We start from the raw sequence: 19,225 nt of genomic DNA on the forward strand, positions 1-19,225 counted from the left end.
ACTATCTGGTGTGCGACGAGGCTCAGTTCTACCTTCCGGCACAGGTCGACGAACTCGCGCGCGTGGTGGATGAACTCGACGCGGACGTCTACGCCTTCGGGATCCTCACCGACTTCCGCACCCAGCTGTTCCCGGGGTCGCAGCGCCTCGTCGAGCTCGCGGACAGGATCCAGCTCCTGCAGGTCGAGACCCTATGCTGGTGCGGACGGCGGGCCACTCACAATGCCCGCACGCTGGACGGCCGGATGATCGTCGAAGGCGCGCAGGTCCTCGTCGCAGACGTCCGCACCGAGCGCCTGCCCACCCGCGAGATCGGGTATGAGACGCTCTGCCGCCGCCACTACCGGGAAGGGCGCACGGCAGCCCTTGCCAACATCCTCCACGAGGAGGATCAGCTGCTGCCGTTCGAGGAGTGAGGCTATTCGCTCTTCGTGCCGAAGACGATCTCGTCCCAGCTCGGGATCGACGATCGCTTGGGCCGGGACGAACGCCGTGTGGGCTCCGACGCACCGAGTGAGGGCGCCTCTCGCTCAGCCTTGCGCCCGTCCACCGGTTCGGGCCGCATAGGCTCGGGCTGCACAGGCTCTGGCTGCGCGGCCTCCGAAGGTGCCTCCTCTGCGGCGCTTGGCGGCGTCCGGCCCTCGGCATCTTCGCGCGGCGCGACCTCGTGGCGGTCCTCGGTCGGGGCAGCCGGTGCCGTCGGCCGCGGCACGATCGTGATCTCGCGCGTTGCAGACCCCAACCCCGGCGCAAGCCGCAGGTGACCGTCCTCGTGGCCCGGACCGTCGTCGTCGTTCGCTGTGGTGTCCGGGAACCTCGACGGCGCCGAGTCGCGCACGGGTTCGAGGCGCCTCGGCCGCTGCGGTTCCCCATCCCGCTCCTCGCCCTGCCGCTGACGCTCGGTCGGCGTCTCGGACGGGCGCGGATGCGCGGCAGGAATCCCTTGGGTCAGGAGCAGCGCAAGCGCGTCGTCCCCGTTCTCGTCCACCCCCAGACGCTGGCCTCGGCGCGCCCTGAGCATGTCGAGGAGCTCGGCCTCCGCGTCGCGAGGCTCGGGAAGGGGCTCGGGCGCGGCCTCGACATCGAACGGCCTGTCCACCACGGAGAGCCGGCGGGGAGACGTGGGTCCGTCCAACGGTTCGAGCTCGCTGAGCTGCTGGGCCCAGCGGTTGGCGTTCGTCACGCCGCGCCGCACCGGATTGAAGGTCCACATGGCCGGCGGCTCCTCGCCGATCGACGCCGGTGCGCCCTCGGGGAGCGTGAACCGCGCAACCACGGTCCACATGCCGTCTCGGCGCCGCCACGAATCCCACTCGACCGTCGACGGATCGATGCCGTGGACGGCGAGGCGATGGGAGACCAGGTCTCCCAGGCGGGCAGGGCCAGTCCCGAATTCGGCGGCGAAGGCGGAATTCGTGGGCGGTGGCGGGCCGATCTCGGCGGCCTGGGCCAGCTGGGCGATGTGCTCCCGCTCCGCGAGGACGGGTGATTCGTAGCGGCGGACGCGGTCCAAGGGGATGCCCGAGGATTCGGCGATGCTCTCGGCAGTCGCGCCCGCCCGGATCTCAGCCTGGATCTGGCGCGGCGACATGGTGGCGCCGTCACTGGGCATGGGGCGCTGGGGAGCCGGGCGCGCGACGGCGCGCCGCAGGGCTTCGTCGAGGCGAAGACGGAAGAGCTCACCCGAGTTGGCGCTCAGCAGAAGATGCTGCCCGTCGTCGTGCACGCCGACGAGGCGAAGGTCCTGCAGATTGTCCTGCGGTTGCTCCCGCATTGAAGCCTCCAGCTTTGCCTAGTCCTCCGAGAACTGTGCCATCCTCGAGCCCGGATTTCCGGGCAATCCCTCGGTGTGCCGCGACTTCTGGCGTCCCGAGTGGCAATTCCGCGCGCGATCGGGAACAATCTCCCCGTCACTGGGCACAAAATGGGGGCCGAGTGCGTTAGAGAGTGGACCACGTGGAGTGTCCACGTGACTGATGTGACCAACCGGAGCGTGAACGAATAACTATGGCGACCGATTACGATGCGCCGCGCAAGAATGAAGAAGAGCTCAACGAGGATTCCATCGAGGAGCTGAAGACGCGGCGCACGGACAAGCAGTCCGCCTCGGTGGACGAGGATGAGGCCGAGGCCGCCGACAGCTACGAGCTGCCCGGCGCCGACCTCTCCGGCGAGGAGCTGCTCGTACGCGTCCTGCCTGCTCAGGCAGACGAATTCACGTGTGCGTCCTGCTTCCTCGTGCGCCACCGGTCGCAGATTGCCCGCGAGAAGAACGGGCTCTACTACTGCAAGGAATGCGAGGGCTGATCGGGGACTGCTGATGCAGTCCGTTCAGCGCCCTTCGGCCAGCGCGGCAACCAGCTGCGCTGGCCGTCGTGTTGAAACGAGCCAGTACGGCGTCGCATCGTCCGGATCGTCGAGCTCGACCCGGACCACGGGGGAGATCCAGCCGCGCAGGCAGAGATAGGCACGTCCGTCGAGGCGCGTCCCGCGTTCGGCGGTGGCCTCGTCGCCCGTGAACGGTTCAGCCGAGGCGATGAATTCGCGCGGCAGCACCGCACGGCCGGCGCGCAGTTCGCGCGGCGTGACGACCACGGCCGGCGTGCTGGCGATCAAGGCTCCGACGAGCACGAGGAAGACGACAATCGCACCGATGATGCCGGCCGCGATGCTGATGGGGGCGAGCACAAGGATGCAGGCACCGGAGACGCCGACCACAACGATCCACACCCACAGGGCCGGCCACAGCTTCTCACTGTAGACGGAGGCCGTGGTGTCACGGGGCAGGGGACCGGTAGAGGGCGATTCAGGCATGCCTCCAGCTTATAGAGTGGTGGGGTGACCTCAGACGCCACAACCTCAGAAGCCACCGCGGACCGTCCAGAGGCCGCCCTCGCCTGGCAGCCCAGCCTCGACGTCGAAGTGGTGATGCTCGACGACGGCCTCCCGCCGCCGTCGTATGCCCACCCCGGGGATGCGGGCGCCGATCTCTGCTCGCGGGTCGATGTCACGCTGGAGCCCGGCGAGCGGCGGCTCGTGCCGACCGGAGTGAGCATCGCCCTCCCGTTCGGATTCGTGGCCCTCATCCACCCCCGGTCCGGCCTCGCCACGCGCCACGGCCTCACCGTCGTGAACGCACCGGGCACCGTGGACGCTGGCTATCGCGGCGAGATCGCGGTGACCCTGCTGAACACGGACCGGCACGAGGCACTCACACTTCGCCGCGGCGATAGAATTGCCCAGATGGTGATCCAGCGCGTCGAGTACGCGCGCTTCGTCCCCGTCGCCTCGCTTTCCGAGTCGGCGCGGGGGACCGGCGGCTTCGGCTCCACCGGGGGATTCGGGGCGCACTAGCGCCTGCACGGCCGGGGACCGCTGAGCGCTCGCCCCGGACGGCTGACTGAAGGAGTTGTTGACGTGCTGTTCGGACGTGGCAAGAACGCCAAGCTGACGGCTGAGGATCCCTCGGTGCTCGGCACGCCCGAGCGAGGCCAGGAGCCGGACAAGAGCGGCTATGGGAGATCGACCACCGGGCCCTTCGACGCGAGCGAGAAGGACACGACGGTCGGCTACGTTGACCTGGGGGCGCTGCTGATCCGGCCCGTCGAGGGCCTGCAGATCCGGCTCGAAGTCGAAGAGACAACGCGCCGTGTGGTGGCGGTCACCATGGACCTCAACGGCTCCAGCCTCCAAGTCCAGGCCTTCGCCGCCCCCCGGACCGAAGGGCTCTGGGGCGAGATCCGTGCCCAGATCGCGCAGTCTGTGGCGAGCCAAGGCGGCACGGTCGAGGAGGCGGAGGGCAGTTTCGGTCCCGAGCTGATCGCCAAGCTGCCGACGTCCACGGCGGATGGTCGCCGCGGCTACAGGGTGGCGCACTTCATGGGCGTGGACGGACCCCGGTGGTTCCTCCGCGGTGTCATGTCCGGCAACGCCGTGACGGATCCCGCCGCAGCCGAGGAGCTGAAGGAGCTGTTCCGCTCCGTCGTCGTGGACCGCGGAGAGGCTCCGCTGCCGCCGAGCGAGCTGCTGCCGCTGCGGCTGCCGGTCGATCAGGCCCAGCCGGAGCAGGGGACCGACCCCGGATTGACGGCCCCCGAGCGAGGGCCGGAGATCACGCATCTTGGCTGATCGGAGCGCACCGCTCGACTTCTCCCGGATCCCCGAGCGCGGCGTGGTCCAAGGCGAAGGAGTCATCCGGTCGGTGACGTTCGTGCCACCCAGCCAGCCTCCGAGCTTCAGCGCGGTGATCGAATCGCCGGACGCGGAACGCCCCGGCCGCGGGCCGGCCATTCGCCTGTTCTGGCTCGGCCGCAGGCGGATCCGCGGGATCGAAGCTGGGACCCCGCTCCGCTTCTCGGGGATGCTCTCGGCACCCCACGGCGAGCCGACCATCTACAACCCGCGGTACGAGATCTTGGCCAAGGAGGACTGAATGAGCACCGAGGGGCAGCCCCGCGAAGAGCCGAGCGCCGCCGAGCTCGCGGCGGCCTACGCTGCGAAGGCGGGGGTGCACCGCCACGAGGACGGCCGCATCAACGTCCTCAAGAGCGCCGGCGGCGTCAGGGGAGTCCTCGAGTCCGTGGTTCCGGGCGTCGTCTTCCTCGTCGCCTTCACGATCCTGCGGGACCTCGTGCTCTCGACCGTGCTCTCCCTCGTGGTCGCGGCGGTCTTCGTCGTCGCCCGCCTCGTGACGCGGACTCCGCTGACTCAGGCCTTCGCAGGCGTCGTCGGAATCGCGGTCTCGGCGGCTCTCGCGCTCTTCACTGGCAAAGCGGAGAACTTCTACATCTCGGGGTTCCTCACGAACGCGGCGTACATTCTGGCGCTCGTCATCTCGATTGCGGTTCGGTGGCCGCTCATGGGCGTCGTGTTCGGGCTCCTCCGCAGCGAGGGCGTCCACTGGCGCCAGGACGCACAGCGGTCTCGGCAGTATCGGATCGGCACGTGGATCATGGTCGCCGTCCTCGCCCTGCGGCTCGTCGTCGAGGTTCCCCTCTACCTCATGGGCGATCCGGGGCTCGTGGCCCTCGGAACCATGCGGCTCATCCTGGGGGTGCCGCTCTATGCGCTCGGCCTCTGGCTCGCGTGGCTCGTCACGCGGCCAGCCGTCTCAGCCGAGGAACGCTGAGCACGTGCGCTGACCCACCCGGGCGCCCAGGGCACTACCCGTCGAACAGGTCGTCCTCGTTCTCGTCTGCGGGCAGCTCCTCGGACTCCTGTCCGTTGCCGGGGGCGAGCAGATGCCGCAGCTCGTCTTCGGCGGGAAGGGTCGTGACGAAGAACAGCTCGTCGCGGTGCTCGATCACGTCGTCGACGCTCGGCGCGATCGGCGACTGGTCGCGCAGGATCGCTACGAGGGTGGCGTCGGCCGGCCACTCGACCTGACCGACGGTCCGGCCAATGAGCTCCGAGTGCTGCGGGACGGTGAACTCGACGAGGGAGGCGACCCCGGTCTGCAGGGTCAGGAGGCGGACGACGTCGCCGATTTCGACGGCCTCCTCGACGAGCGCGGTCATGAGGCGCGGGGTGTTGACGGCCACGTCGACACCCCACGAGCCGTCGAACATCCAGTCGTTCTTGGGATTGTTCACCCGCCCGACCGTGCGCCCCACGCCGAATTCCGTCTTGGCCAGACGGGAGACAACGAGGGTCACCTTGTCGTCTCCCGTGGCGGACACCACGACGTCGGCCTCGTCGACGCGGGCCTCCTTGAGGGTCGAGATCTCACAGGCGTCTCCGACGAGCCACTTCGCGCCTCGGAGTCCGCTGCGGCCGATGACCTCTGGCTTGGGGTCGATGAGGAGCACATCGTGGCGGTGCGCGAGGAGTTCGCGCGCGATCGATGAGCCGACGCTGCCCGCGCCCGCGATGATGACCTTCACAGCCCCTCCTTCACCGGCGGCGCCGACAGGATGCGGCCGACTTCCGAGGAGTCTTCGAGCCGCATCATCACGTGGACGGTGTCGCCTTCCTGATAGCTCGTGCTCGGGGCAGGGACGACGCCCTCTCCGAATCGCGTCAGATACGCCACCCTGACCGGTGCTGCCTTCTCGATCGCGGTGATCGGCTCGCCGAGCCATCCAGCATCGAGACCGACTTCCGTGAGGACGAGTCTGCCGGAGGCGTCCCGGAAGTCTCCCGCGATTCCGGCTTCGGGCAGGATCCGGCGCAGGACCTGGTCGGCGCTCCAGCGCACCGCGGCCACGGTGGGGATGCCGAGCCGCTGGTAGATCTCCGCGCGGCCCGGGTCATAGATGCGCGCCACGACGTGTGGCACATGGAAGGTCTCGCGCGCTACGCGGGTGGCCAGGATGTTGGAGTTGTCGCCACTGGACACCGCGGCGAACGCATAGGCCTCTTCGATGCCGGCCTGGCGCATGGTGTCGCGGTCGAAGCCGATGCCCGTGACCTTCCGCCCGCCGAAGGTGCGCCGAAGGCGCCGGAAGGCGCGGTCGTCCTGGTCGATGATGGCCACCGAATGGCCCGAGTCCTCGAGTGTGTGGGCGAGGGACACGCCAACGCGCCCGCATCCCATGATGACGTAATGAGCCACAGGTTCAATCTACCGAATCCACAGCCTCTCAGCTGCGTGCGACTATGACTTGCCGCGCGCAGCGCATACCGTGTCTTCGTGCTGCAGATATTCAACGCGGTGAAACGGGTGCTCGTGGGGCGTCCCTTCCGCAACGACAGGATGAGCCACACGCTCCTCCCGAAGCGGATCGCACTTCCCATCTTCGCCTCCGACGCGCTCTCCTCGGTGGCCTACGCGCCCGACGAGATCCTGCTGACCCTTGCCCTGGCCGGGGTGAGCGCCGTCGCCCTCTCGCCGTGGGTGGGCATCGCCGTGATGCTCGTCCTGCTCACCGTCGTAGCCTCCTACCGCCAGAACGTCCACGCCTACCCTTCGGGCGGCGGCGACTACGAGATTGCGACGACGAACCTCGGCCGGTTCGCGGGCCTCACCGTCGCGTCGGCGCTTCTCGTCGACTACGTGCTCACCGTCGCCGTGTCGATGTCCTCCGCGGCGAACTACCTGACGACGGCGGTCCCGTCCCTCGAGGGGGACCAGGCGGCGATCGCCGTGGTCGGCGTCCTCGTCCTGGCCCTCGTCAATCTGCGCGGCGTGAAGGAAGCCGGAACGGTGTTCGCCGCGCCGACGTACATCTTCATGGCCTCGATCATCGGCATGACGCTCGTCGGCCTGTTCCAGTTCCTCACCGGGAACCTGAGGCCCGCCGTGAGCGCGGGCTTCGAGATCGTCCCGTCGACTGAATTCGATCAGGGGCTCGTCGGGCTCGCGGGGGCCTTCCTCCTGCTCCGGGCCTTCTCATCCGGCGCGGCCGCCCTCACGGGGGTCGAGGCGATCAGCAACGGCGTCCCCAACTTCCGGCCGCCGAAGAGCGCCAACGCAGCCAGGACGCTGCTGCTGCTCGGCGTGGTCGCGGCGAGCATGCTCGCCGGGATCCTCTTCCTCGCCAACGCGACCCACGTCCACATCGTCCAGGACCCCGCGAGCGAACTACGGGCAGGGGGCGCGCCGCTGTCGTCCGACTATATCCAGACGCCGGCGATCGGGCAGATCGCCGATGCCGTCTTCGGCAGCGGAAGCGTCGCGTTCTACATCGTGGTGGCCGCTACCGGCGTCATCCTCGTGTTCGCGTCCAATACCGCGTTCAACGGCTTCCCCATCCTCGCGTCCATCCTGGCCCAGGACGGGTTCCTCCCGCGTCAGCTGCGCACCCGCGGCGATCGCCTCGCCTTCAGCAACGGCGTGATCCTTCTCGCGGCCGGCGCCCTCGTGCTCATCGTCGCCTTCGATGCAGACGTGACCCGACTCATCCAGCTCTACATCGTCGGGGTGTTCGTCTCGTTCACGGCGAGCCAGTTCGGGATGATCCGCCACTGGACCAGGGAGCTCAAGCGTGTCAAGGACCGCAGCGTGCGCCAGCGCATGCAGCGGTCCCGGGTGGTCAACACGATCGGCTTCGGCATGACGGCCACGGTCCTGGTGATCGTCCTCATCACGAAGTTCGAGCACGGCGCCTGGATCGCCCTGCTGGCCATGTTCGTCCTGTTCCTCATCATGTGGAGCATCCGGGCGCACTACGTCAGCGTGGCCCGCGAGCTCGCCGTCGGCGACGACGCCTCGGCGCGCGCCCTGCCGAGCCGCGTGCACGCCGTCCTGCTCGTCTCCCACGTGCGCAAGCCCGTGCTCCGCGCCCTCGCGTACGCCCGTGCGTCGCGGCCTTCCCGGCTCGACGCGGTGACGGTCGATATCAGCCCGGAGGAGACCGCCCAGACGATTGCAGACTGGGAGAAGCTCGATATCCCTGTTCCGCTGACCGTCCTGGCGAGCCCTTACCGCGAGACCGTCACGCCGCTGCTCGAGTACATCGACAGCATGCGGCGCGAATCCCCGCGCGATCTCATCGTCGTGTACATCCCCGAGTACGTGGTGGGCAAATGGTGGGAGCAGCTGGTCCACAACCAGACGGCGCTGCGCATCAAGACGCGGCTCCACTTCGAGCCGGGGGTCATGGTGGCGAGCGTGCCGTGGCAGCTCAAGTCCTCGGAGGCGTCGAGGAAGCTGCAGGAACTGTGAGCGAGACCCTGCCCCTGCTCGAGTTCCGGCTCGGCCCCATCGCCCATGGGGGTCATACCGTGGCCAGGCACGAAGGGCGCGTCGTCTTTGTCCGCCATGGCATTCCCGGAGAGCTCGTCCGCGTGCAGCTCACGGAGGCGGAGGAGGGCAAGAAGTTCTGGCGGGCGGATGTCGTCGAGGTCCTCGATCCTGCTCCCTCTCGACGCCCCCATGTCTGGGCCCCCGCCGACTCGCCCTCTGCCTATGCCGCGGGAACTCTTCCCGTGGGCGGGGCGGAGTTCGGGCACATCGAGCTCTCGGAGCAGCGCCGGCTCAAGGCCGCCGTGGTGCGCGAGCAGCTCTCGCGGCTTGCGCACGTGGAGCTCGACGTCGTCGTGGAGCCTGTGCCCGTCGATGGCGGGAGTTCCTCCAGCGAGGGGCTGCACTGGCGGACGCGCTGCAGCTTCGCGGTCGACGGCGAGGGGCGCCTCGCGATGCACGCCCACCGCTCCGACGCCGTGGTGCCGATCCGGGACATGCCTCTCGCCGTCGAGGAGATCGAGGACCTCGGGCTGTGGGACACGGACCTCTCTGGCGTCGAGCGGGTTGAGGTGGCTGCTCCGTCGGCCGGAAGCGCACCGCTTGTCATCTTCACGCTGCAGGACGGCTTGGACTCTTCGCGTCTCGCCGAACTCGTCGAGGCGGTGGATCCGCGCGATTCGGTGAGCGCGGTAGGCCCCGACGGGGGAGCGCCACTGACCCTCCGAGGACGCGGCTCGGTCACGGAGGAGGTCGAGGGCTTCCACTACACCGTGACGGGTGAGGGGTTCTGGCAGATCCACCGCCGTGCCCCCGAGACCCTGATGCGCGCGGCGCTTGATGCGGTCGAACCGGCGCTCTTGAAGGGTTCGGCCGCGGCCGACCTCTATGCCGGGGCTGGCCTCTTCACGGCTCCTCTGGCCGCGGCCGTCGGTCCCTCAGGCGCTGTTCTCTCTGTCGAAGGCTCCCCCGGGACCAGCCGCGACGCGCGGCGGACCTTCAAGCGGCAGCCGCAGGTCGACGTCGTCCAAGGGCGAGTCGAGCGAGTGCTGCGGCGTCACGCCGGGACCCGATTTGACGCCGTCGTCCTCGATCCTCCCCGCGCCGGGGCGGGGCGGGAAGTCGTGCGCGGTCTGGTCGACCTCGCCCCGCGCGCCATCGCCTACGTGGCCTGCGATCCAGCCTCGTTCGCTCGCGATCTCGGCTGGTTCCGCGACGGCGGGTGGAGGCTGGAGTGGCTGCGGGCGTTCGATCTGTACCCGCAGACCCACCACGTGGAAACTGTCGCACTGCTCACGCCGGGATGGTGACTCCCGTCGCTTGGAACGGGTGCCCGAACTAGGATGGCTTTGAACCGGGAGCCCCTTCGCGTCAGGACGCAAGCTAGCTAAGGCTTGCCTAACTAGCAACGCTTCTTGTGCGCGACAAAGATGGCAGTGTTGCGAGAGGAGTGGTGCATTGAGCACTGTGGACAGCTTCGGGTCCAAGGGCGTACTGAACGTCGGAGGAACCGATTACGAAATTTTCCGTCTGAGCGCGGTTGAGGGCTCGGAGACCCTCCCGTTCAGCCTCAAGGTTCTGCTCGAGAACCTTCTCCGCACCGAAGATGGTGCCAACATCACTGCTGAGCATGTGCGTGCGCTGGCGGGCTGGGATCAGAATGCCCAGCCGAGCACTGAGATCCAGTTCACCCCTGCCCGCGTCATCATGCAGGACTTCACCGGCGTTCCGTGTGTCGTGGACCTCGCGACCATGCGGGAGGCCATCAAGGATCTTGGCGGCGATCCCGAGCGCGTGAACCCGCTCGCACCCGCCGAGCTCGTCATCGACCACTCCGTGCAGATCGACGTGTTCGGCAACGCCGGCGCGATCGAGCGGAACATGGAGATCGAGTACCAGCGCAACGGCGAGCGGTACCAGTTCCTGCGGTGGGGCCAGACTGCTTTCGAGGACTTCAAGGTCGTCCCGCCGGGCATGGGCATTGTGCACCAGGTCAACATCGAGTACCTCGCCCGCACGGTCATGACCCGCGAGGTCGAGACGCCCGAGGGCAAGGTGCTGCGCGCCTACCCGGACACGCTCGTCGGCACCGACTCGCACACCACGATGGTCAACGGCCTGGGCGTCCTCGGGTGGGGTGTCGGCGGCATCGAGGCGGAGGCCGCCATGCTCGGCCAGCCCGTTTCGATGCTCATTCCGCGGGTGGTCGGCTTCAAGCTGTCCGGCTCGATCCCGGCCGGCGCCACCGCGACCGACGTCGTCCTCACCATCACCGAGATGCTCCGCAAGCACGGTGTGGTGGGCAAGTTCGTCGAGTTCTACGGCGAGGGCGTGGCCGAGGTCCCGCTCGCGAACCGCGCAACGATCGGCAATATGAGCCCTGAGTTCGGCTCGACCGCCGCGATCTTCCCGATCGACCAGGTCACGCTCGACTACCTCCGCCTCACGGGCCGCGCCGAGGAGAGCATTGCCCTCGTCGAGGCGTACGCGAAGGAGCAGGGGCTTTGGCACGACGCCTCGCGGGAGCCGCGCTTCTCCGAGTACCTCGAGCTCGACCTCTCCACGGTGGTGCCCTCGATCTCCGGCCCGAAGCGGCCGCAGGACCGCATCGAGCTCTCGGACGCCAAGGAGCAGTTCCGCAAGGACCTGCACAACTACGTCCAGATCTCCAATGGCCACCCCGAGGCCGGGACAGTCGACGAGACGATCGATGAGTCCTTCCCCGCCTCCGATTCGCCTTCGACGACTGAGGCCGACAGCCACGTCCACGAGACGGCGCGGCTTGCCAACCCCATCGAGTCGGCCGCGAGCGGCGCCTTCGGCCGCCCGACGCAGCCGATCCACGTGAAGATGGCGGACGGGCGCGAATTCGAGCTCGACCACGGCGCCGTCACGATCGCCTCGATCACGTCCTGCACCAACACCTCGAACCCGTCGGTGATGCTCGCGGCAGCGATCCTCGCCCGCAACGCCGTGGAGAAGGGCCTCGCCTCGAAGCCGTGGGTCAAGACCTCCGTAGCCCCCGGGTCGAAGGTCGTCACCGACTACTACGAGAAGTCCGGCCTCGTTCCGTACCTCGAGAAGCTCGGCTTCTTCACGGTCGGCTACGGCTGCACCACGTGCATCGGCAACTCGGGCCCGCTTGAGACGGAGATCTCGGAGGCTATCCCGGCCAACGACCTCTCGGTCACGTCGGTCCTCTCGGGCAACCGCAACTTCGAGGGCCGCATCAACCCGGACGTCAAGATGAACTACCTTGCGTCCCCGCCGCTCGTCATCGCCTACGCCCTCGCCGGCACGATGGACTTCGACTTCGAGACGGAGGCCCTCGGCCAGGACCAGGACGGCAACGATGTGTTCCTCCGGGACATCTGGCCGAACCCGACCGAGGTCCAGCAGGTCATGGACGCGTCCATCGACCAGGACATGTTCACGAAGTCCTACGCGACGATCTTCGACGGCGACGAGCGCTGGCAGTCCCTCCCCACGCCGACCGGTTCGACGTTCGAGTGGAGTGACGAGTCGACGTACGTCCGGAAGCCCCCGTACTTCGAGGGCATGAAGGCGCAGCCGGAGCCCGTCGCGGACATCGAGGGCGCTCGTGTGCTGCTCAAGCTCGGCGACTCGGTCACCACCGACCACATCTCGCCAGCCGGCTCGTTCAAGTCGGACACGCCTGCGGGCCAGTACCTCCTCTCGCATGGCGTGGAGCGCAAGGACTTCAACTCCTACGGCTCGCGCCGCGGGAACCACGAGGTCATGATCCGCGGTACGTTCGCGAACATCCGCATCAAGAACCAGCTCCTCGACGGAGTTGAGGGCGGCTTCACGAAGGACTTCACCCAGGACGGTGCTCCCCAGGCGTACGTGTACGATGCCGCGATGAACTACCAGAAGGCGGGCACGCCTCTCGTCGTCCTCGCGGGCAAGGAGTACGGTTCGGGTTCGTCCCGTGACTGGGCAGCCAAGGGCACGGCCCTCCTCGGCGTCAAGGCCGTCATCGCCGAGAGCTACGAGCGCATCCACCGTTCGAACCTCATCGGCATGGGCGTCCTCCCGCTGCAGTTCCCGGAGGGCGAATCCGCCGCGACGATCGGCCTCACGGGCAACGAGGTGTTCTCCTTCGAGGGCATCACCGAGCTCAATGAGGGCTCCACGCCCCGGACGGTCAAGGTGACCGCGACGGCTGAGGACGGCGGCACCAAGTCCTTCGACGCCGTCGTGCGCATCGACACACCCGGTGAGGCGGACTACTACCGCAACGGCGGCATCCTGCAGTACGTCCTTCGCCAGATCTCGGCGAAGTGATCGCCACCTGACAGGCTGACGGGAAGGGCCTCCACCCCAAGGGTGGGGGCCCTTCCCGTATCCATGACGGATCTGGGCCTCGCCGCGCGAGGCGCTACAGTGGGTTGAGCATGTTTCGAGCAAGGAGCCGCCGTTTGGGCATTCTGGAGAGCATTCGCGGACCGAAAGACCTCGATCGCCTCACCTCCCAAGAGCTGGCGGATCTGGCCGAAGAGATCCGCCGATTCCTCATTCGCAATGTCGCGCAGACGGGTGGGCACCTCGGCCCCAACCTGGGTGTTGTCGAGCTCACCCTCGCGATCCATCGTGTCTTCGACTCGCCGCGCGACAGCGTGATCTTCGACACCGGCCATCAGTCGTATGTGCACAAGCTTCTGACCGGACGGCAGGACTTCTCGACGCTTCGCCAGCAGGGCGGGCTCTCGGGCTACCCCTCGCGCACTGAGAGCGAGCACGACGTCGTCGAGTCCTCGCACGCGTCCTCGTCGCTGTCCTGGGCGGACGGCATCTCCAAGGCCCGGAAGCTCACCGGTCAAGGCGACCGGTACACGGTCGTGGTGGTCGGCGACGGCGCCCTCACGGGCGGCATGGCCTGGGAGGCCCTGAACAACATCGCCGCGGACAAGGATCGGCGCGTGGTGATCGTGGTCAACGACAACGGGCGATCGTACGCCCCGACAGTCGGGGGATTCGCGGACTACCTTGCCTCGCTGCGGCCCGCCATCGACGCCGTGCGCGCTGCCCCCGCCTACGAGGGCACCCTCGAGTTCTGGAAGCAGCGCCTCCAGCAGGGCGGCCCCGTGGGCCGTTTCGCGTACAAGAGCCTCCATGCGGCCAAGAAAGGCGTCAAGGACTGGTGGGCTCCGCAGGGCATGTTCGAGGACCTCGGGCTCAAGTACCTCGGTCCCGTCGACGGGCACGACGAGAGGGCGCTCGAGAACGCGCTCACGGCCGCGAAGCACTTCGCCGGGCCGGTGATCGTCCACGCGATCACCGAGAAGGGCCGCGGCTACGCCCCGGCACGGGCGAACGAGGCCGACCAGTTCCATGCGGTGGGCGTCATCGATCCGCTCACCGGCGAGCCGGTGAGCTCGGGCGGGGCGGCGTCGTGGACCAGTGTCTTCGCCGACGAGATCGCAGCCATCGCGGACCAGCGGCCGGACGTCGTCGGCATCACGGGGGCCATGCTGATCCCGGTGGGCCTCCACAAGTTCGCCGAGCGGCACCCGGACAGGGTGTTCGACGTCGGCATCGCGGAGCAGCATGCGATGACCAGCGCCGCGGGCATGGCCTTCGGAGGCCTCCATCCCGTGGTAGCCGTCTACTCGACGTTCCTCAACCGCGCGTATGACCAGCTGCTCATGGATGTCGCGCTGCACAAGGCCGGCGTGACCGTGGTGCTGGACCGGGCCGGCGTGACGGGTCCTGACGGGGCGAGCCACCACGGCCAGTGGGATATGGCACTTGTCCAAAGCGTCCCCGGCCTGCATCTCGCCGCGCCGCGGGATGCGACACGGCTGAGGGAAGAGCTCCGGGAGGCGGTCGCAATCTCGGACGCCCCGACGGTCGTCCGGTTCTCGAAGGGCACGGTCGGCCCCGAGACCGAGGCGCTGGAACGCCTCGATGACGGTGTGGACGTCCTGCGCAGGGCTGGCTCCGAGAGCGATGGAAGCGGCCCAGACGTCCTCCTCGTTGCGGTCGGCGCGATGAGCGAGCTCGCACTCGAGGTTGCCGAGCGCCTGGACCACCAGGGAATCAGCTCGACCGTGGTCGACCCACGCTGGGTCCTGCCGGTCCCGGAGAGCGTCGTCCGGCTGGCGGCGCAGCACCGGATCGTGGTGTGCCTCGAGGATGGAGTGCGGGCTGGCGGAGTGGGCTCCCGCATCCGCCAGGAGATGCGGGCAGCCGGTGTGGACACCGCGCTGAACGAAGTGGGGCTGCCGGCCGAGTTCCTCGACCATGGCACACGCTCCGAGGTGCTCGCACGAGTCGGCCTCACAGCCCGGCAGGTCACGCACGACATCGTCGCGCAGGTCCTCGGCACCAAGGTCCCCTTCGCGCGGCCGCTCCCGGGACAGCCGGCGCCGAGTACCGGGAGCCTCCCGCAGCTGTGATTCCCGAAACCCTCGCACCCGCCGTGGCGCCGCTGCCCCGCGATCTCCCGCGCCCGGGGGACCTCGTCGTGGCGCGGAACCGGAAGTGGGACGGCGGTGCCCACTGGGTCGTGCCGGGGGTGCACCTCGGCGAGGACCGGCACGGCTGGTGGATCTACCAGGGCCGCGGCGAGTTCATCTCGCGGCCGGGCATGGCGCTTCACACTCTCACGGACGCGGTCCTCCTCGTCCCCCGCGAGGGCGCATACGCTGCCACGTTCTACGACGACGAGAACCCGGGAGAGTTCCGCGTCTACGTGGACCTCGCGTGGGACCTGTCCTGGCATCGCATCCGGGACGCTTCGCCCACGGGATCCGGGGCAGTGGAGTTCCACATGGTCGACATGGACCTCGACGTCATCCAGTCGTCCGTGCGGGGAGTCTTCGTGGACGACGAGGACGAGTTCGAGGAGCATCGCGTGAGCATGCACTACCCGCAGGCTCTGGTGGACGCGGTCCAGCAGGAGTGCGCGCGCCTCCTCGCAGCAGTCCGGGACGCCACAGGGCCCTTCGACGGCACCGCCGACGAATGGATGGCCAAGGGACGGAAGGAGACCCGGTGAGCTACGTGCGCATGTATCGCCGTCGAGAGGACGGCGCCCTGGAGTTCCGCGAGGCCTGGCACGACGAGGACGCCAGCCAGTTCGTGGTCAACCACGGGACGGTGGGGCACCTCGCCGCGTCGAACGCGACGGACGACGTCGATGCTGCCGCCGGCGAAGAGCTCATCGCCGCCTTCGAGGCCCAGTGCGAAGCAGACGGCTTCGCGGAGATCCCCGAGGATGCGCAGCATCGCGTGATCGCCCAGTTCGCCCTCAAGTCCCAGGCCGGAACGGACCGGGATCGCTTCCTCGAGCGTCAAGCCGTGCGCGCTCTCACCGCGCACCTCGCCTGGCGCGGCCTCGGCACCGTCGAAGGCAGCCAGATCGGCGAGGGCAAGCTCTCGATCTTCACGCGCTGTGTCGACGTGAACAAGGCCGTGACCGCCATCAAATCGTGCCTGCGGGAGGCGACGAGCGACTTCACCAAGCTCTCCATCGCCGCGGCGGCTCCCGATGCGCCGGACACCTTCAAGCTCAAGCACGCCCCGGCGGGAGTCCGCACCTTCTCGCTCTGACTGCGCTCCTCGCGGGCGTAGGCTGGCGCTATGACTGACTACCGCCGTTTGGGCCGGTCTGGCCTCACTGTGTCCACCGTCGGCCTCGGCTGCAACAATCTAGGCCGGGCCAACACCCCGACTGAGACCCAGGAAGGCACCGATGCCGTAGTTCACGCGGCGATCGATGCGGGCATCACCCTGTTCGACGTGGCCGACGTGTACGGCAAGACGCCGGGCCTGAGCGAGGAGATGCTCGGCCGCGCCCTCAAAGGCCGCAGGGATGACGTGGTGATCGCCACGAAGTTCGGCATGGACATGCATGGTGCGAACGGCCAGGACTTCGGCGCGCGAGGATCGCGGCGGTACATCGCCCAGGCGGTGGAAGCTTCGCTGCGGCGGCTCGACACGGAGTGGATCGATCTCTACCAGTTCCACACGCCGGATCCCCAGACTCCAGTCGAGGAGACCCTCTCGGCCTTGGACGACCTGGTCCACGAGGGCAAGGTGCGCTATATCGGGCACTCGAACCGGGCTGGCTGGCAGATCGCCGAGGCGGAATACGTGGCACGGATGGGCGGCTACACTCCGTTCGTCTCGAGCCAGAACCACTACAACCTCCTTGACCGCCGCGCCGAACTCGAGGTGACGCAGGCCGCGGAGGCGTTCGGACTGGGCGTCCTGCCGTACTTCCCGCTCGCGAACGGACTGCTCACGGGCAAGTACTCGCGTGGCACGGCGCCGGAGGGCTCGCGGCTGTCGCATACCCGGACCAACCTCGTGCATGACGCAGACTGGGACCAGCTCGACCGGTTCTCGGCTTTCGCGGAGGAGCGTGGCCTCACCGAGCTGCAGGTGGCCTTCTCGTGGCTCGCGGCGCAGCCGTCCGTCTCCAGCGTCATCGCCGGGGCCACGAAGCCGGAGCAGATCCGCGAGAACGCCCAGGCGGCCTCGTGGCAGCCGAGCCGCGAAGACCTCGACGAACTCGACGACATCTTCCCGCGCACGCCCAAAGTGGCACTGTTCTAGGCGTGCACGAGGCCTCCCGCCCGGTCGTCCACGAGCCGCGCCGCGAACCCGTCTCAATCCTCATGGACTGCGACACGGGCATCGACGACGCGCTCGCACTCGTCTATCTCTGCAGCCAGCCCCACGTTGAGCTCGTCGCTGTCACCAGCACGCCGGGAAACGTCGATGCAGACCAGGTCGCCCAGAACAACCTCGCGCTCCTCGAACTGTGCGGGCGCACGGACGTGCCGGTCGCGATCGGCGCCCGGAAGCCCCTCCAGATCCCGCTCGTCACCACCCCTGAGACCCATGGTCCTCAGGGCATGGGATACGCGGAACTCCCGAAAGCCCGCCGAGGGAGCGAGCCGACGGACGCCGTCGAGCTATGGGTCGAGGCGGCACGGGCTCGACCCGGCGAGCTCACCGCGCTGGTGACCGCCCCGCTGACGAACTTCGCGCTCGCCCTGCGTGCGGAACCGAGGCTTCCCCAGCTGCTCAAGTCTGTTGTCATCATGGGAGGGTCCTACTACTACCAGGGCAACACGACGCCGACGGCGGAATGGAACACCCACGTTGATCCGCACGCGGCGGCCGACGTCTTCGCGGCCTTCGCGCGGCAGCCGGAGGCGCGCCTGCCGATCGTGTGCTCGCTCGAGACGACGGAACGGATCGAGATGCGGCCCGAGCACGTCGCCGCGCTGGCTGAGGCAGCGGGGTGCAGCGCGCCTGAGCTCGTCCTTCCCGAGCACCCGCGAGGACAGCGAAGCACGGCGCCCAGCGCCTTGGTGCGGCAGGTGAGCGACATGCTGCGCTTCTACTTCGAGTTCCACCGTGACTACGACCAAGGCTATGTCGCCCACGTCCATGACTACTTCGCCGCGAGCGTTGCCGCGGGGACGGCGTGGTACGCCGCGCGCACCGCGACGGTGCACGTCGAGACTGAGGCGCCGCGGCTGCTGGGGACCACGGTCGCCGACTACCGGGGACTCTGGGGCGAGGCGCCGAATGCGAGGATCGTGAGCGACAACCGGCCCGCCGAGGCGTTCGCCGAGCTGGTCTCCGCGCTCGGAGCGCTCGCCCGGCGGCTCGACTAGAATCATGTACGGCCCTGTAGGGCCCCCGTCGAGGTGACATAGGCGGGCATTATCCAGAACGTTCCCACCATCGAAGGACAGCGCCTTCCCATGTCGCATCCCCTGACGTCGCATTCGCTGACGGTTGACGCGCCCGGCCGCTCACCCCTCAGGATCACGCTCACCGTCCTCGGGGCCTTGGCCGTCGTCGCGACCTACGCCTTCCTCATCGTCTCCCAGCCGGCCGACGTCGTGAACGGGCCGACCGCCGCATCGGCCCTCGTTGCCCTCACCGGCTATGGCCTGGCCATGGTGTTCCTGTTCGCAGGCATCCTGCCCACGCTTCCCACAACGACTCTCGCCCTCATCCCCGTGGCGCTCGTCCTCAACATCGTGCTCGGCCAGTTCGTGGGCACCACGCTAGTGCCCATCTACCTCGACTCGATCGGGACCGTCCTCGTCGGGTTCCTCGCGGGTCCGGCCGCGGGCGCGGCCACAGGGCTGCTGAGCACCCTCGTGTGGTCGTTCTTCAATCCCACCGTGCTGCCGTTTGCGGCGGGCGCCGCGGCGATTGGTGCGTTGGCCGGGCTGACAGCGCGCATGGGCCTGGTCCGACGGTTCTACGTGCTGCCGCTGGCTGGAATCGTGACGGGCTTCATCGCGGCGCTCATCGCCGCGCCGGTCGCGGTCGCAGTGTTCGGAGGAACCGCAACCGGTGCCACGGGTGTCGTCATCGCGGTCTTCCGGGCAGCCGGCGACAGCCTCGCCGAGTCGGTCACGAAGGGCGCCATCATCTCGGACCTCTCCGACAAGCTCGTAACGTTCGTCGTGGCCGCCGCGCTGGCTTACGCGCTGCCCCGCCGCAGCACTCAGCGTTTCGCCTTCGTGCGCAAGCACCGGGTGCTCGCGGGAGCCAAGAGCACTGCGAGGGGCGCCGACGGCGAGGCCGCGCCGGCCGCGTGAC

General features: G+C 68.5%; 18 protein-coding genes and 1 pseudogene. 15 read left to right on the plus strand and 4 right to left on the minus strand.

What is annotated here, in order from left to right; translation table 11 throughout:
* A pseudogene (locus ACTHL9_RS04080) lies at positions 1-416 on the plus strand (thymidine kinase); the annotation flags it as partial.
* A 2-nt stretch (positions 417-418) separates the two neighbouring features.
* On the opposite strand, the gene sepH reads toward ACTHL9_RS04080, so the two are convergent.
* Positions 419-1,774: a septation protein SepH gene (gene sepH / locus ACTHL9_RS04085; protein WP_440517501.1), complete on the minus strand. Its 1,356-nt coding sequence runs from the start codon at positions 1,772-1,774 to the stop codon at positions 419-421.
* Positions 1,775-2,007: 233 nt separating this feature from the next.
* Here sepH and ACTHL9_RS04090 point away from each other — a divergent pair, with 233 nt between their 5' ends.
* The gene (locus tag ACTHL9_RS04090; RefSeq protein WP_043122976.1) at positions 2,008-2,307 is read left to right on the plus strand and encodes a DUF4193 domain-containing protein; all 300 of its coding nucleotides are present in this window, start codon (positions 2,008-2,010) and stop codon (positions 2,305-2,307) included.
* Positions 2,308-2,331: 24 nt separating this feature from the next.
* On the opposite strand, the gene ACTHL9_RS04095 is transcribed toward ACTHL9_RS04090, so the two are convergent.
* Positions 2,332-2,814 carry a DUF3093 domain-containing protein gene (locus ACTHL9_RS04095; RefSeq protein ID WP_440517502.1) on the minus strand — a complete coding sequence of 161 codons (483 nt, stop codon included), beginning with the start codon at positions 2,812-2,814 and terminating at the stop codon, positions 2,332-2,334.
* 24 nt (positions 2,815-2,838) lie between these two features.
* On the opposite strand from ACTHL9_RS04095, the gene dut reads away from it, so the two are divergent.
* From dut to ACTHL9_RS04115, 4 genes are all read left to right on the plus strand, one after another.
* The gene (gene dut, locus ACTHL9_RS04100; protein WP_440517503.1) at positions 2,839-3,354 is read left to right on the plus strand and encodes a dUTP diphosphatase; all 516 of its coding nucleotides are present in this window, start codon (positions 2,839-2,841) and stop codon (positions 3,352-3,354) included.
* A 63-nt stretch (positions 3,355-3,417) separates the two neighbouring features.
* Positions 3,418-4,128 carry a DUF3710 domain-containing protein gene (locus ACTHL9_RS04105; RefSeq protein ID WP_440517504.1) on the plus strand — a complete coding sequence of 237 codons (711 nt, stop codon included), beginning with the start codon at positions 3,418-3,420 and terminating at the stop codon, positions 4,126-4,128.
* On the plus strand, positions 4,121-4,432 hold the full coding sequence (locus ACTHL9_RS04110; RefSeq protein WP_440517505.1) for a hypothetical protein: 312 nt from the start codon (positions 4,121-4,123) through the stop codon (positions 4,430-4,432). Before ACTHL9_RS04105 ends, ACTHL9_RS04110 begins: the two co-directional genes overlap by 8 nt.
* Positions 4,433-5,128 (plus strand): DUF3159 domain-containing protein, encoded by a 696-nt coding sequence (locus ACTHL9_RS04115; RefSeq protein WP_440517506.1) that lies wholly within the window; start codon positions 4,433-4,435, stop codon positions 5,126-5,128. It begins immediately after the preceding gene.
* Positions 5,129-5,162: 34 nt separating this feature from the next.
* Here the strand turns inward: ACTHL9_RS04115 and ACTHL9_RS04120 are convergent, their stop codons facing one another.
* On the minus strand, positions 5,163-5,882 hold the full coding sequence (locus tag ACTHL9_RS04120; RefSeq protein ID WP_440517507.1) for a potassium channel family protein: 720 nt from the start codon (positions 5,880-5,882) through the stop codon (positions 5,163-5,165).
* Positions 5,879-6,553, minus strand: coding sequence for a potassium channel family protein (locus ACTHL9_RS04125; protein ID WP_440517508.1), 675 nt, complete (start codon positions 6,551-6,553; stop codon positions 5,879-5,881). The genes ACTHL9_RS04120 and ACTHL9_RS04125 overlap by 4 nt, the downstream gene beginning before the upstream one ends.
* Positions 6,554-6,631: 78 nt before the next feature.
* On the opposite strand from ACTHL9_RS04125, the gene ACTHL9_RS04130 reads away from it, so the two are divergent.
* From ACTHL9_RS04130 to ACTHL9_RS04170, 9 genes are all read left to right on the plus strand, one after another.
* Positions 6,632-8,605, plus strand: a complete 1,974-nt coding sequence (locus tag ACTHL9_RS04130; RefSeq protein WP_440517509.1) for an APC family permease — start codon at positions 6,632-6,634, stop codon at positions 8,603-8,605.
* Positions 8,602-9,933 (plus strand): class I SAM-dependent RNA methyltransferase, encoded by a 1,332-nt coding sequence (locus ACTHL9_RS04135; RefSeq protein WP_440517511.1) that lies wholly within the window; start codon positions 8,602-8,604, stop codon positions 9,931-9,933. The genes ACTHL9_RS04130 and ACTHL9_RS04135 overlap by 4 nt, the downstream gene beginning before the upstream one ends.
* A gap of 148 nt (positions 9,934-10,081) precedes the next feature.
* Positions 10,082-12,931: an aconitate hydratase gene (locus tag ACTHL9_RS04140; protein WP_440517513.1), complete on the plus strand. Its 2,850-nt coding sequence runs from the start codon at positions 10,082-10,084 to the stop codon at positions 12,929-12,931.
* A 134-nt stretch (positions 12,932-13,065) separates the two neighbouring features.
* Complete coding sequence (dxs, locus tag ACTHL9_RS04145) at positions 13,066-15,045, plus strand: 1-deoxy-D-xylulose-5-phosphate synthase (protein WP_440517514.1); 1,980 nt, start codon at positions 13,066-13,068, stop codon at positions 15,043-15,045.
* Positions 15,042-15,647 (plus strand): DUF402 domain-containing protein, encoded by a 606-nt coding sequence (locus ACTHL9_RS04150; protein WP_440517515.1) that lies wholly within the window; start codon positions 15,042-15,044, stop codon positions 15,645-15,647. Before dxs ends, ACTHL9_RS04150 begins: the two co-directional genes overlap by 4 nt.
* 11 nt (positions 15,648-15,658) lie before the next feature.
* The gene (locus ACTHL9_RS04155) at positions 15,659-16,201 is read left to right on the plus strand and encodes a hypothetical protein (RefSeq protein WP_440517546.1); all 543 of its coding nucleotides are present in this window, start codon (positions 15,659-15,661) and stop codon (positions 16,199-16,201) included.
* A 30-nt stretch (positions 16,202-16,231) separates the two neighbouring features.
* Complete coding sequence (locus ACTHL9_RS04160; RefSeq protein ID WP_440517516.1) at positions 16,232-17,209, plus strand: aldo/keto reductase; 978 nt, start codon at positions 16,232-16,234, stop codon at positions 17,207-17,209.
* A gap of 62 nt (positions 17,210-17,271) precedes the next feature.
* Entirely contained in the window at positions 17,272-18,282 is a 1,011-nt protein-coding gene (locus ACTHL9_RS04165; RefSeq protein WP_440517548.1) for a nucleoside hydrolase, read from the plus strand.
* Between the two features lie 90 nt (positions 18,283-18,372).
* A complete protein-coding gene (locus ACTHL9_RS04170; RefSeq protein ID WP_440517517.1) occupies positions 18,373-19,224 on the plus strand; it encodes an ECF transporter S component in 852 nt (283 codons plus the stop codon).
* The last annotated feature ends 1 nt before the right edge of the window (position 19,225 follow it).

Origin of the sequence: Sinomonas sp. (assembly GCF_051955515.1) — a bacterium.
GTDB lineage: Bacteria > Actinomycetota > Actinomycetes > Actinomycetales > Micrococcaceae > Sinomonas.

Bases quoted from the DNA above. Each gene is read 5' to 3' on its own strand.
- ACTHL9_RS04155 (WP_440517546.1), top strand. From the start codon at position 15,659: ATGTATCGCCGTCGAGAGGACGGCGCCCTGGAGTTCCGCGAGGCCTGG.
- ACTHL9_RS04115 (WP_440517506.1), top strand. From the start codon at position 4,433: ATGAGCACCGAGGGGCAGCCCCGCGAAGAGCCGAGCGCCGCCGAGCTC.
- ACTHL9_RS04160 (WP_440517516.1), top strand. From the start codon at position 16,232: ATGACTGACTACCGCCGTTTGGGCCGGTCTGGCCTCACTGTGTCCACC.
- ACTHL9_RS04090 (WP_043122976.1), top strand. From the start codon at position 2,008: ATGGCGACCGATTACGATGCGCCGCGCAAGAATGAAGAAGAGCTCAAC.
- sepH (WP_440517501.1), bottom strand. From the start codon at position 1,774: ATGCGGGAGCAACCGCAGGACAATCTGCAGGACCTTCGCCTCGTCGGC.
- ACTHL9_RS04165 (WP_440517548.1), top strand. From the start codon at position 17,272: ATGGACTGCGACACGGGCATCGACGACGCGCTCGCACTCGTCTATCTC.
- ACTHL9_RS04095 (WP_440517502.1), bottom strand. From the start codon at position 2,814: ATGCCTGAATCGCCCTCTACCGGTCCCCTGCCCCGTGACACCACGGCC.
- ACTHL9_RS04170 (WP_440517517.1), top strand. From the start codon at position 18,373: ATGTCGCATCCCCTGACGTCGCATTCGCTGACGGTTGACGCGCCCGGC.